Origin of the sequence: Empedobacter brevis NBRC 14943 = ATCC 43319 (assembly GCF_000382425.1) — a bacterium.
GTDB classification, from domain to species: Bacteria; Bacteroidota; Bacteroidia; order Flavobacteriales; family Weeksellaceae; genus Empedobacter; species Empedobacter brevis.
Genome location: NZ_KB908295.1, coordinates 179,464 through 193,066 on the forward strand (window position 1 = coordinate 179,464; position 13,603 = coordinate 193,066).

At 32.5% G+C, this 13,603-nt stretch carries 16 protein-coding genes; 9 read left to right on the top strand and 7 right to left on the bottom strand.

The features are described 5' to 3' along the window. Positions 1–30: 30 nt before the first annotated feature. From H277_RS0109425 to H277_RS0109440, 3 genes are all read right to left on the bottom strand, one after another. Positions 31–975, bottom strand: coding sequence for a PstS family phosphate ABC transporter substrate-binding protein (locus H277_RS0109425; protein ID WP_019975340.1), 945 nt, complete (start codon positions 973–975; stop codon positions 31–33). Next, positions 959–1,153, bottom strand: coding sequence for a hypothetical protein (locus tag H277_RS18890; RefSeq protein ID WP_019975341.1), 195 nt, complete (start codon positions 1,151–1,153; stop codon positions 959–961). Before H277_RS18890 ends, H277_RS0109425 begins: the two co-directional genes overlap by 17 nt. 204 nt (positions 1,154–1,357) lie before the next feature. Then, entirely contained in the window at positions 1,358–2,302 is a 945-nt protein-coding gene (locus H277_RS0109440; RefSeq protein ID WP_026357516.1) for an energy transducer TonB, read from the bottom strand. A 121-nt stretch (positions 2,303–2,423) separates the two neighbouring features. Between H277_RS0109440 and H277_RS0109445 the strand changes: the two genes are divergently transcribed. The 8 genes from H277_RS0109445 (at position 2,424) to H277_RS0109480 (ending at position 10,627) form a co-directional block, all read left to right on the top strand. Next, on the top strand, positions 2,424–3,074 hold the full coding sequence (locus H277_RS0109445) for a hypothetical protein (RefSeq protein ID WP_019975344.1): 651 nt from the start codon (positions 2,424–2,426) through the stop codon (positions 3,072–3,074). Between the two features lie 111 nt (positions 3,075–3,185). Continuing rightward, positions 3,186–4,157, top strand: a complete 972-nt coding sequence (gene trpS, locus H277_RS0109450; RefSeq protein WP_019975345.1) for a tryptophan--tRNA ligase — start codon at positions 3,186–3,188, stop codon at positions 4,155–4,157. A 188-nt stretch (positions 4,158–4,345) separates the two neighbouring features. Continuing rightward, positions 4,346–4,675, top strand: coding sequence for a HesB/IscA family protein (locus H277_RS0109455; RefSeq protein ID WP_019975346.1), 330 nt, complete (start codon positions 4,346–4,348; stop codon positions 4,673–4,675). A 1-nt stretch (position 4,676) separates the two neighbouring features. After that, positions 4,677–5,531 (top strand): hypothetical protein, encoded by an 855-nt coding sequence (locus H277_RS0109460; protein WP_019975347.1) that lies wholly within the window; start codon positions 4,677–4,679, stop codon positions 5,529–5,531. Positions 5,532–5,535: 4 nt separating this feature from the next. Then, entirely contained in the window at positions 5,536–6,993 is a 1,458-nt protein-coding gene (gene sufB / locus H277_RS0109465; protein ID WP_019975348.1) for a Fe-S cluster assembly protein SufB, read from the top strand. 119 nt (positions 6,994–7,112) lie between these two features. Then, complete coding sequence (sufC, locus tag H277_RS0109470; protein WP_019975349.1) at positions 7,113–7,868, top strand: Fe-S cluster assembly ATPase SufC; 756 nt, start codon at positions 7,113–7,115, stop codon at positions 7,866–7,868. 78 nt (positions 7,869–7,946) lie between these two features. Then, positions 7,947–9,266: a Fe-S cluster assembly protein SufD gene (gene sufD / locus H277_RS0109475; protein ID WP_019975350.1), complete on the top strand. Its 1,320-nt coding sequence runs from the start codon at positions 7,947–7,949 to the stop codon at positions 9,264–9,266. Positions 9,267–9,403: 137 nt separating this feature from the next. Then, complete coding sequence (locus H277_RS0109480; protein WP_019975351.1) at positions 9,404–10,627, top strand: aminotransferase class V-fold PLP-dependent enzyme; 1,224 nt, start codon at positions 9,404–9,406, stop codon at positions 10,625–10,627. A 52-nt stretch (positions 10,628–10,679) separates the two neighbouring features. Here the strand turns inward: H277_RS0109480 and H277_RS0109485 are convergent, their stop codons facing one another. The 3 genes from H277_RS0109485 to H277_RS0109495 all read right to left on the bottom strand — a co-directional run bounded on the left by H277_RS0109485 (position 10,680) and on the right by H277_RS0109495 (position 12,240). Beyond that, positions 10,680–11,006, bottom strand: coding sequence for a single-stranded DNA-binding protein (locus H277_RS0109485; RefSeq protein ID WP_019975352.1), 327 nt, complete (start codon positions 11,004–11,006; stop codon positions 10,680–10,682). Between the two features lie 81 nt (positions 11,007–11,087). After that, positions 11,088–11,471, bottom strand: coding sequence for a DUF3037 domain-containing protein (locus H277_RS0109490; RefSeq protein ID WP_019975353.1), 384 nt, complete (start codon positions 11,469–11,471; stop codon positions 11,088–11,090). After that, on the bottom strand, positions 11,449–12,240 hold the full coding sequence (locus H277_RS0109495; protein ID WP_019975354.1) for a HipA family kinase: 792 nt from the start codon (positions 12,238–12,240) through the stop codon (positions 11,449–11,451). The genes H277_RS0109490 and H277_RS0109495 overlap by 23 nt, the downstream gene beginning before the upstream one ends. A 109-nt stretch (positions 12,241–12,349) precedes the next feature. On the opposite strand from H277_RS0109495, the gene H277_RS18895 reads away from it, so the two are divergent. Beyond that, positions 12,350–12,997: a SanA/YdcF family protein gene (locus tag H277_RS18895; protein ID WP_146810392.1), complete on the top strand. Its 648-nt coding sequence runs from the start codon at positions 12,350–12,352 to the stop codon at positions 12,995–12,997. Positions 12,998–13,029: 32 nt separating this feature from the next. Here H277_RS18895 and H277_RS0109505 read toward each other — a convergent pair whose 3' ends face one another. Then, entirely contained in the window at positions 13,030–13,560 is a 531-nt protein-coding gene (locus tag H277_RS0109505) for an adenine phosphoribosyltransferase (RefSeq protein ID WP_019975356.1), read from the bottom strand. Positions 13,561–13,603: the final 43 nt, after the last annotated feature.

Genomic DNA, 13,603 nt, shown 5'->3' on the forward strand with positions numbered 1-13,603 from the left:
AAAAGCCTTTCAATTGGAAGGCTTTTTTTATTATTGTAATGGTTGTTTTAAATGATTGATCTGTACCTCTCTTTTATAAATAAAATAAGGTTGAAGACTTTCGCGTGTAACAATTTTTTGACCTCGTTGCGAACCGGCAAATCTTGAATATCCTGCGCCTATTCCAAAACCTATTTCATTTTTTAACAAATAAATTTCACGATAAAAAGGATAAACACCATATTTTAAATTTGGAATTGTAGGCTGTACTGCATTACCTTTATCATCAACAATTGAAAGTATTTTTATCTTTTTTAAGTACTCCTCAATTTTAGGATTTCCTTTATCACTTAAAATATTCAATCCGATAATACCTATCGCAGCTTTGTCTTTTTGTAGAAAGTCAATTACTTTTTCAGCATCACCCATTGCCGTTACTTTAGTTCCGTTACCGACAGTTAATTTTAATTTGTCATTTACAGTATTATAATTGGCTGAATTAGGATGATCGTAAACAAAAGTAATTTTAGGATTCTGATGGTATAAATTTTCTTTAATGTCTTGTTTGGTAATCGATGAAACGGGATTGTCTACAGAAGTAATAAAAATAGTTGCATCTAAAGCAATAACAGAGGAAACATAATTAATTCTGGTCTTATCAAATAAATGTTGTTGTTGTGCTTTTGTTAATGGTTTACTTACCATCAACAACGGAATCTCTCCTTCATAAAAATCTTTGATTGCTTTTTCTTCTATTTCTTCTTTTATCTCGATTTTTACATCAGGATAATCAACCATATAGATGTCTGCTAATGATTGCGCCAGATTTTTGAAGCTTGGATCTACAGTCATTGTCAATTTTCCGTATTCATGTAAAGCACGTTTTACCGGAGTTTTTTGTTCCTCTTTTGTCAGTGGTTTTTCTTTGTCTTTACAATTGAAGGTAGAAAAAATAAGAAAGGCAGAGAGTGAAAGTAAACTAATTTTTTTGATCATTTTTATACGATTTTATACCGCGATAAACACGAAATACACCATAAATAATAAATAAAATACCAAGTAACATCGCTTTAGTCTCATCTAATTTGATGATAAAAAATTGATATTTCCAAGTAAAAATTCCGATCAAAAAATAACCGAAACCAATCAATCCGTAAACAATATTCTTATTCATAATTCGCGACGAAGTTACAATTTTATTGTGTTAAGATTGACTTAAAACTTAAATTTTATAGAGCAAATCTGCATTTTATTGAAAGTTTTTGGAATATCAATACACTTTGATAATTCATTTTTAACAAATGGATTAGTAAAACAAGAAGAAACCATCACATTCAAAAAAATGAATGCAATGGTTTCAGAAAGAAAAGTATTGTAATTATTCTGCTGTTTGAAATTTAACAGGAATAGAAAAAATTAAATTAGCATCAGAACCATCTTCTAATTTAGCAGGTGTTATTTTTTTACCTTTTCTTAGAATTTGTTTATTGATTCGCTCTAAGGCAGATTTAGCTTCTTTTCCTAAATCCTGGTGACTTCCGTTCAAAGGTTTTACTTGAGAGATTTCTCCATTTTTGTTTACGATAAACTGCATTTTTGCCACAGCAGAGCTTAGATTGTTTCGAGTGGCAGTTTCTGCAAAATCACTCAATTCACTTCCCAACTCTTTCGAAATTTTATCACTCATACATTTCGTTAAGGCCGCATTTCCTTTTTTACTTTCGCTTTCACAACCAGGATAAATAGCCATAACAGAAGCTTGTTTAATTGTAATTGTTGCGTTCGTATTCACGACAGGTTTTACTTCTTTTGGTCCTTCTACTGCGTCAGTATTTGGTTTTCCTGCTTTATTGCCTGTTTCACTTACTTCTCCACCACCGGTTTGTCCTGTAGAAGCAATTCCTTCTCTATTTTCCGTTCCTAAATCTTTCTCTTTAAGCTCGTCAACAGATTGAATCGTTTCTTCTTTTTTAGGACTTTCAACAGGTTTTGGAATAATATGTTTTGCCTGATCTGTTTTCAGTTGAATCGTTTTTTCTTCCATCGGAGGAGTTTCTTTAGGAGGAATTACTTCTTCTTTTTTTGGAGGTTTTACATCAAGATCATCCATGTCAACTATTACTTTGTGTTCTTTTGGAATTGTAGTTGCATTCGTTGCTCTATTATTCGCATAAATAGTTCCACTTGTAATTAAGACAACAATTCCGATTCCTATAAAAAGAGATTTCATTAAATCGTGGTTGGCAACTTGTCTCAACTGGTAAGCGCCATATTCTTTGTTTCGATTTTCGAAAAGAATGTCTAAAAAAGCTTTGTTACTCATATCAATAAAAATTAAGGTTAATACATTGTTTTTCTTTATAGATTCCTCTTTTTGCAAAAAGGTTGGTTGAGGTTTGAGAAATTTTTGAAAAAAGGTTAATTTTATTGAAAAGGAGATTTTTATGCAGCTACAAATTGATGAAAAATGCAATCAGAATTGGAAGCAAATGGCTGATGCAAACGCGCAACAAAAGTTTTGTGATGTTTGTTCTAAATGTGTTCACGATTTGGATCATTATTCATTCAAAGAATTAAAAACTTTTCTGAATGATAATCCTACTGTTTGTGTAAAAATTAGAACCAGAAATTTAGAGCAGTTTAATTCATATGAAGAATCAAAATCTATTTCTAATCAATCTAAAAGATGGTTACAACTTTCATCTTTAATCGGATTTTTAAGCTTTTCAATTATCACAAAAGCACAAACTGAAAATGACTCAATAGTTGTACAAGGAATTATTAATGATGATAATGGTTTTCCAGAATATGACATTCCAGTAAATCTTAAAAATTCGAAAAATATTGTATATACAAATGAAAATGGTGAGTTTAAAATAAAGGTTCCGATTAATCAAGATTCTTATACTTTAGAATATGATAGCTATGGAATTAAAGAATTTACTTTCACAAATCCTTCTGTATGTCAGAATATAAAAACTGAAATAGGTGATGTTATTTTAGGAGAAGTCGTTTATCATAAAAAATCATTACTTCTTCGAAAAGCATTTCGCACAATCGCATGGCCCTTTAAACAAATTGGGAAGCTTTTTTAGTTCATCGATATGTTTTTCGTCAGTCTTTTCCATTTATTCCAATAAACTTTTATTACAATTAGTCCATTTCGTTGATTAAGTTTATCTTTGTTCCTTAAAATTTTTAAACAAATGCCAAGAATACTTACGGGAGTTCAAGCTACTGGAACTCCGCACTTAGGAAATATTTTAGGAGCAATTTCACCAGCTATCGAATTAACAAAGAAAGAAGGGAATGATTCATTCATTTTTATTGCTGATTTACACGCTTTAACGCAAATTAAAGATGCGGAAGTGTTAAAACAAAATACGTACGAAGTGGCTGCAACATGGCTTGCATTAGGTTTAGACCCGTCGAAAGTGGTTTTTTATCGTCAATCAGATGTAACAGAAACGACAGAGTTAACTTGGTATTTATTGAACTTTTTCCCTTTTCAACGTTTAACATTAGCACACTCTTTCAAAGACAAAGCAGATTATTTAGCAGATGTTAATGCCGGATTGTTTACTTACCCAATTCTAATGGCTGCTGATATTTTATTGTATGATGCAGAAGTTGTGCCTGTTGGCAAAGATCAATTACAACATTTGGAAATTACACGTAGTGTAGCAGAGAAATTTAATCACCAAATGGGAGAAACATTTGTTTTGCCGCAAGCAGCAATCGACGAAAATATTATGTTGATTCCAGGAACAGATGGTCATAAAATGTCTAAATCCAGAAATAATTTTATTAATATTTTCTTGCCGGAGAAACAATTACGCAAGCAAGTAATGTCTATCGAAACAGATTCTACGCCATTAGAAGAACCTAAAAATCCGGATACAGATAATGTGTTTGCTTTATATAAATTGATTGCAACTCCTGAGCAAACAGAGGAAATGCGTCAAAATTATCTAAAAGGTGGTTATGGATACGGCCATGCAAAACAAGCTTTATTTGAATTGATTTTAGAAAAGTATGTTGATGCAAGAACTCGTTTTGATGAGTTGATGAATGATAAAGCGACATTGGATGCATTCCTAGAAAACGGAGCTTTAAGAGCAAGAGATGTAGCGCAAAAAGTGTTGAAACGTACAAGAAATAAATTAGGCTTAAAATAAGTTGATTTTTTCTGATATTCAAAAAAATAAGGAATAATTCTGACTGTATTTCACGATACTATCTGAATGAAAATGAATAGATGAAGAAAGTTATAAATTATAAAACTTAAGCGATTGTTAATATTTATATTGTTCATTATTTGAAGTCATTTTAAATAAGTACCTTTGCCGTATAAAATAAAAATCAAATGATTAAAGTTTCAGAATCAGCAAAAAATAAAATAATAGCACTTTTACAAGAAGAAGGAACTTCTATCGAAGAATCTTTCGTTCGTGTGGGAGTAACAAGTGGAGGATGTTCAGGTTTAAACTATAATTTAGAGTTTACAAAAGAACAAAGACCAGAAGATAAGGTGTTTGATGACAACGGAGTGAAAATTTTGGTGGACAAAAAATCATTTTTATACCTTGTCGGAATGACGTTGGAATACTCCGGAGGATTAAATGGAAAAGGATTTATCTTTAATAATCCAAATGCGTCGCGTACATGTGGTTGTGGAGAAAGTTTTGCAGTATAATATGAGAAAAATTGTTTTATTCTTCACACTTTTGATTGGTGTTGTTGCTTTCGGACAGCAGACAATCGTAGAGAAAGACTTGATGGTTTATCAACCAACAGATTTTTCTAAAAAGTTGAATAAAGCATACTCAGAACATCTGTTTTTTGGTTTATTTGGAACAAAAGCTTTTGTAAAAGCGTTGGACCTAAATGAATCAAAAATCAAAACGGTTACAGTTACAAATGCATCAAACAAGAAAATTGCGTACAAAGCAAATTATGATGTAAACGAAAACCTTCAAGATTTCGAATTGACAGACGAAGTGGCAACACCAACAAAAGTGAAATATACCTATAAAGATGGTGTGATAGCTTCTGAAACAGTAGAACGAAAAGGAAGTGAGATAATAATAAATCACTTTTTTTATGACCAAGATAAAATGTATGTCAAAAATGGAAATAAACTTTTTGATGTCGTTTGGTTAGAAGGAGATGTAATGTTGAAAAAAACATATTTGGAACAAAAAATAGGTTTTGAAGACCGATTGATGCACGATTGTAGAATCACAAAATCATTAGGACAAGACATCAACAAGATTTGTTATAGCAGTTCAATATTTAAGGTGCCATTCAAAACAAAAGAATATACACCAGATGTTGAACCTAAAAGTGAGAAAGTTAATTTAATCGAAGGACCTTGGTCTGAAATTAAATTAATTTCATTAAATAAATACCACATTTTGAGAAATAATCATCCACAATTTGAGGTGATTTTAGATCAGAATCAACGGTTAAAGGAATTCAAATTTTTAGGAAATAAAACTGATAAACAACAACCTTTACAGTTTAATTTTACCTATACATTTTATAAATAATAAGATGAGTAACACAAAATATACAGAAGACGATCTACGTGAAGATCTTGCCAGCCAAAAACAATATGAGTTTGGTTGGACGACTGAAATGGAATATGAAGATTTCCCTGTCGGATTGAATGAAGATATCGTGCGTGCTATTTCAGCCAAAAAAGAGGAACCGGAATGGATGACGGAATGGCGTTTGGAAGCTTACCGTGCTTGGATTAAAATGGAAGAACCGGAATGGGCGAACGTGACTTACGAAAAACCAGATTTTGATGCAATTACATATTATGCAGCTCCAAAACCTAAAAAAGAATTAGCAAGTTTAGATGAAGTTGATCCGGAATTATTGAAAACTTTCGAGAAATTAGGAATCTCTTTAGATGAACAAAAACGTTTGTCCGGAGTTGCAATTGATGTAGTTTTTGATTCAGTTTCTGTGAAAACAACTTTCCGCGAAACGTTAGCAGAAAAAGGAATTATTTTCATGTCAATTTCAGAAGCGATTAAAGAGCATCCGGAATTGGTAAAAAAATACATTGGTAAAGTAGTTCCGCCAACAGATAACTTTTATGCAGCTTTAAATTCAGCCGTTTTCTCAGACGGATCATTCTGTTATATTCCAAAAGGTGTTCGTTGTCCAATGGAATTATCAACATATTTCCGTATCAACTCTGCAGGAACAGGACAGTTTGAACGTACTTTATTAATTGCGGATGAAGGTTCTTATGTTTCGTATTTAGAAGGTTGTACAGCGCCGATGCGTGATGAAAACCAATTACACGCTGCTGTAGTTGAGTTAATCATTATGGATGATGCTGAAATCAAATATTCCACAGTACAAAACTGGTATCCAGGAGATGATAAAGGAAAAGGTGGAGTTTTCAACTTTGTAACAAAACGTGCAGTTTGTGAGAAAAACGCAAAAGTATCGTGGACACAAGTTGAAACGGGTTCTGCGGTGACGTGGAAATATCCTTCTTGTATCTTAAAGGGAGATAATTCGGTAGGTGAGTTTTATTCAATTGCGGTAACAAATAATTTCCAACAAGCGGATACAGGAACAAAAATGATTCATATCGGTAAAAATACTAAATCGACAATTATTTCGAAAGGTATTTCTGCTGGTAAATCTCAAAACTCTTACCGTGGTTTGGTGAAAGTAATGAAAAATGCCGAAGGAGCACGTAACTTCTCACAATGTGATTCATTGTTGATGGGTAATGAGTGTGGTGCACATACTTTCCCTTACATCGAGATCGAAAATAAATCGGCTCAATTAGAACACGAAGCAACAACTTCTAAAATTGGTGAAGATCAATTGTTCTATTGCAACCAACGTGGTATTGATACAGAAAAAGCGATTGCATTAATCGTTAATGGATTTAGCCGTGAAGTATTAGACAAATTACCAATGGAGTTTGCCGTTGAAGCGAAAAAATTATTAGAAATCTCATTAGAAGGTTCTGTAGGATAGTTTTTAGAAACTAGAAACTAGAAACTAGAATTGAGAAATTAGAAATTAACAATAATAAATAGATAACATAGTTGGAGGATTCTAAAATCTGACACCTAAAATCTAAAATTTAAGATAAAATGTTATTAAATATAAAAGACTTACACGCTTGTATTGAAGAGCGTGAAATTTTAAAAGGTTTAAACCTTCAAATTAATCCAGGTGAGGTGCATGCAATCATGGGACCAAATGGAGCTGGAAAATCAACTTTATCTAATGTGATTACCGGTAAAGAAGAGTACGAAGTAACAGATGGAGAAATTGAATTTCTAGATGAATCAATCTTAGAATTAGCACCGGAAGAAAGAGCACAAAAAGGAATTTTTATGTCGTTTCAATATCCAATTGAAATTCCAGGTGTTTCTGTTACAAACTTTATCAAAACTTCTATAAACGAAACGCGTAAAGCACAAGGTTTAGAAGAGATGGGAGCGTCAGAAATGTTGAAATTAATTCGTGAGAAAGCAGATTTATTAGGAATCAAAAAAGATTTCTTGTCACGTTCTCTGAACGAAGGTTTCTCCGGAGGTGAGAAAAAACGTAACGAAATTTTCCAGATGTTAATGTTAAATCCGAAATTAGCGATCTTAGACGAAACGGATTCTGGTTTAGATATTGATGCTTTACGTATTGTAGCAGACGGTGTAAACGAATTCAAAAATGAAAACAATGGCGTATTGGTCATTACACATTACCAACGTTTATTGGATTATATCGTTCCTGATTTTGTACACGTTTTAGCAGACGGAAAAATCATTAAATCTGGTGGTAAAGAATTGGCTTTAGAATTAGAAGCAAAAGGTTACGACTGGGTAAAAGAAGAAGCAGGAATCTAAACATTTTGTAAAATGTAAAATGTATTAAGTCCAAAGTACTTTTTACTTCTTACATAATACATTAATACAATATCTAAAATGATTGATTTAAAAGAAAATTTAGTTTCTCGTCATTTAGTGTTCAACGAAAAAAACAAAGTGAATAAAGGAATCGAAGGTTTACGTCAAGAAGCTATCGAAATCTTTAATCAAAAAGGTTTTCCAACACGTAAAGACGAAGAATGGAAATATACAAATCTTGCTCCTTTGTTGAAGGTGGATTACAAATTGTTCCCGGAAGATGAAGTTGCAATTGAGTACAAAGACATCAAAAAATATTTGATTAATGATATCGATACATATACAATCGTGTTCGTTAATGGAAAATATTCTTCGTTTTTGTCAAATACAACACATGATGAAGCTGATATTTGTGTCTTATCAAGCGCAATGCATAAAACAACTCATCAAGCGGTAATCGAAAATTATTACGGGAAAATTGCAAAAAAGGACGAAAGTTTAGTTGCTTTGAATACAGCTTTTGCAAAAGACGGAGCTTACATTTATATTCCAAATAATGTTATTTTGTCAAAGCCCATTCAGATTGTTTATTTCTCAACAGGAGCTTCTCAAGAAGCCATGTACCAACCACGTAATTTGGTTGTAGTTGGAGATAATGCACAAGTTCAAATTATCGAAAGACATCAAACACTAGACGATAAAGCAAACTTAACAAATGTAGTTACTGAAGTAAACATTGGTCGTAATGCTGAGATTCATTGGTACAAATTCCAAAATGATTCTAATGATGTTTCTTTAGTTGATAACACATACATCAACCAAGAAAGAGATTCTCGCGCTAATGTATTTACGTTCGCTTTTGGAGGGAAAATTGTACGCAACAATTTGAACTTCTTCCAAAATGGAGAAAATTGTAACTCTGTAATGGACGGAATCACGGTGATTGACGGAAAACAACATATCGATCATCATACATTTGTAGAGCATAATTTCCCGAATTGTGAGTCGCACGAATTGTACAAAGGGATTTACGATGAGAAAGCACAAGGTGTTTTCAATGGTAAAATCTATGTACACAAAGAAGCGCAAAAATTGAATGCATTCCAACAAAATAATAATGTTTTATTATCTGATGGAGCTTCAATTAATACAAAACCTCAATTAGAGATCTTTGCTGATGATGTAAAATGTTCTCACGGATGTACAGTCGGGCAATTAGAGGAGGAATCTTTATTCTATATGCAGCAACGTGGTATTCCGAAGAAAGAAGCAAAAGCAATGTTATTGTATGCCTTTGCTGCAGACGCTCTGCGACATGTACAAATTCCACAAATCTCAAATCGAGTAAACTCTATAATTGCAAAAAAATTAGGAGTTAGTTTAGATTTCGAATTATAAAATATAGTTCCGAGTTATACGTAATAAGTTTTAAGTTGAACTTATTTTGAAATATAAAGTAAGTATTTGAAACTATTTTTGAATACTTACTTTTTTATTACACATAGCTCAAAACTCATCACTCAAAACTTAAAAAAATGTCAATAGATATTCAACAAATAAGAAGTCAATTCCCAATTTTAGAGAGAGAAGTCAACGGAAAACCGTTGGTTTATTTAGATAATGGTGCAACTTCTCAAAAACCGAAAGTTGTTTTAGATATTTTAGACGAATATTACGAAAAGTACAATGCAAATGTACATCGTGGAATTCATACATTAAGTCAGGAAGCGACAGATTTGATGGAAGAGTCACGTCGTAAAATTCAAAAATTTATCAATGCAAAACATGATCACGAAATCATTTTTACGCGTGGAACAACAGAAGGAATTAACTTAGTATCAAATTCACTCCGTAATATTTTAACGGCGGATGATGAAATTATTATTACCGAAATCGAGCATCATTCTAATATTGTTCCTTGGCAACTGCTGTGTCAGCGAACGGGCGCAAAACTGAAATATATTCCGTTAACAGCAGAAGGCATTTTGGATATTGAGAAGTTGGATGATTTATTGACGGATAAAACAAAATTAGTTTGTGTTAATCAAGTTTCGAATGCATTAGGTGTTGTAAATCCAATCAAAACGATTATCGAAAAAGCGCATTCAAAAGGTGCTTGGGTTTTGATTGATGCCGCACAATCTGCTCCACACACGGCGATTGATGTGCAAGAAATGGAATGTGATTTATTGGTCTTTTCCGGACATAAAATGTACGGACCAACAGGTATTGGTGTATTATACGGAAAAGAAGAAATTTTGAACGAATTGCCGCCTTTTCATGGAGGAGGGGAGATGATAAAAGATGTAACGATGGAAATTTCGACTTACGCTTGTTTACCTTTCAAATTTGAAGCCGGAACACCTGATATTGCAGGAATAATTGGGCTTGGAGCTGCTGTAGATTTTATCAATTCGATCGGAATAGAAAATATCCATGATTATGAAAAAGAATTGGTGGATTATACGATTCAACGTCTTTCAGAATTTGATGAAGTCGAGATTTATGCAAAAGATGCAGAACATTCCGGAGCTGTTTCTTTCAACTTAAAATTTGATGGAGTGCATTCTTCAGATGTCGGAATGATTTTAGATAAAAAAGGAATCGCTGTTCGTACAGGACATCATTGTGCACAGCCGATTATGCAACATTTTAAGGTTCCGGGAACAGTTCGTGCCTCGTTTGCTGTTTACAACACAAAAGAAGAAATAGATACATTTATCGATGGTTTAAAAACGGCGATTAGAATGTTAGGATAATAAAATAAATAAAAGGGAAACGATTTGGTTCGTTTCCCTTTTATTTTAAACGCTAAAGAAGTACAAGTTCATCTAATACAATTTCAGTTATCGATTTTGATTGATCGTCCTTATCTTGATAATTCCGGTAAGTTAATTTACCTTCGACAGCAAGTTGTTTGCCTTTCTCTACATGTTTTTCGATGACATTTACAATTGACCCGTAAGCAATAATAGTATGCCAAATTGTTTGTTGAACTTTTTCGCCCTTGTTATTGGTATAACTTTCGTTTGTAGCTAGACTGAATTTTGCAAATTTCTTTTCGTTTTCAAATGTTTTAATCTCAGGATTGTTTCCTACATTCCCAATTAATTGAACCTTGTTTCTTAATGTACTCATGGCAATAAATAATTTTAAATTAATGTATGACCAAAGTTAAAGAATTAGAAATAAAACACTCGTTTTTAAACGTTTAATGTTTTATAGAACGTGTTCTTTGAATAATTTATCCAATGTTTTATCAAGATTAATAGTTTTTCCGGGGTGTGGACGAGATGTTTGTATAGATGAACTTCGAACCGCTGTTAACCACCTGAAACGTTCTGGTGTTTCAAAATTGGAAACTGCCGATTCCGGATGAATTCCTTCCGCGATTTTAGCTAATGCATTTAGATTGCTGTCAATAAAATTAAGGTCCAATTCGTGGCAAAAAGAATTGATTCGTTGGTCATTGATAAAGTATTTGACTTTCAAATAATCTTCTTTCTTTGAAAATAGAATGACACCGACATTGATAAATTCTTCGCGTTCAACTTTTGGAACTAAACGAAGAATGGCATACTCATATAAGATTTTTTCTTGCATTGTTCGCTTCGTTTATAAAAAGTTCGGAATGTTGTAATCGTGTTTTGATAAATGATTTGTAAACTGTTCTCATTTCATCAAAAGTAGCATGTGTGACTTCTGTTTCTAACCATTCATCAGGAATCAAATCGACTATTTTATCAATAAGTTCGTCATTCAAAATAGCTTTGAACTCTGTGTCAACTTCTTCTAATTTTGTTGCATTTTTTAATAAAACGTGGTCTTTGATTGGTTGAAAAGGAGTCAATGCCGATTTTTCCCAATTATCCCAGGAATGATGAAAATAGTAGGACGCACCATGATCGATTAACCATAATTCTTTGTGCCACATCAGCATGTTTGTATTTCGGAAAGTCCGATCGACATTTGTTAAAAAAGCATCTAACCAAACAATTTGAGAAGATAATTTGTCCTCAATCTTCATGACAGCAGGATCATAATTTATCGCACCAGATAAATAATGTAAAGCTAGATTTGTTCCTTCACTGAATTTTAATAAATCTTGAATTTCTTCATCTGCTTCTGACTGACCAAAATATTCATCGAGTAAAGCAAAAACCAATTCCGGAACTTTAAACCCCAATACACGTGCTATTTCTCCTCCTAATAATTCGGAGATTAACATTCGTGGCCCATGTCCGGCTCCTTTAAATTTCAATACATATTTAAAACCATCATCTGCATCAGCTAATGCAGGTAAAGAACCCCCTTCACGCAAAGGTTGTAAGTAACGTTCTACGGTAACTGTTCTTAACTCAATATTATTCATTGTCTAAAATTACGATGAAAAATTTAAAATAATTTTCACATTTATAATTTTTAAATATCACTAATCTTATAGACTTTTGAATCTTAAAAGATTTTAAGCCTATAAATATTTGAGTAGACTTGTAAAAATAGGAAGGTTTGTAGTACGTAAGAGTTTGGTAATCTCGGGATTAATTGCTGTATTTACATTAATTGTCGCGTTAATGATACAAGTTTTTACATCCTATTGCATTTATAATTATCAAGGAAATATTCCTCAAGATTACCGAATTGCTGTTGTTTTTGGAGCTAAAGTTCAAGAAAATGGTCAACCAACCCGTTTTTTGAAAGATCGTTTGGATGCTGCAATTAGGTTATACAAGGAAGATCAGGTTGACGTCATTTTACTATCCGGAGAAAAAATTCATGAAAATTTTAATGAAATTGATGTGATGGAAAAGTATCTGATAGAGAGAGGTGTCAAAATTGAAGATACATATTTGGATGGAGCCGGTTTAGACACATATAGTACAATTTATCGAACCAAAAATATTTTTCAATTCAATAAAGTTATTTTGATTTCACAATCTTATCACCTCAAAAGGGCACTTTTTTTAGGAAAAGTTTTTGGGTTAGATTGTATTGGATATAATGCGGATAGCGGACCTTATAAAACGGAAAATAGACAGAGTTTTCGAGAAGTATTGGCTAATATAAAAGCATTGCTGGATATAGGTAAGGACCGGGCACCAGAGGTAATCATAGAACCGAAAAAATAAAATCCACTCAATAAATGAGTGGATTTTATTTTTTAATATTCAGTCAATGTAACAATATCTGTTGTATAGCTTGTCAATTTATTTTTTCCATGTAAGAACGTTAAGTCGACAATAAAAGAGAATTGAACTGTTTTTCCTCCACATTTTTCAACCAATTTAGCACAAGCTTCGGCTGTGCCTCCAGTTGCTAAAACATCATCATGAATCAAAACACGCGCTCCATCTTTTATATAATTTGAATTTACCTCTATTGTAGCCTGTCCATATTCTAAATCATATGATTGACTAATAGTAGGAGGAGGGAGTTTACCCGCTTTGCGAATCAAGACAAAAGGAACATTTAATTTTTGAGCAATTTGAATTCCGTACAAAAAACCACGGCTTTCGATTCCACACACAACATCTACTTTGCCTTTTGCTTTATCTACAAAAGCGTCTACAATTTCGTTTGATAGTTCAGGGTTTAAGAACAGTGGAGTGATATCTTTGTAGACAATTCCTTCTTTAGGAAAATCGATAACGTCTACAATCGTTTGATTGATTTTTTCTTGAAGTGTTGACATTTGTTTTTTATCATGTTTTATTAGGAGACAAATTTAATGAGAA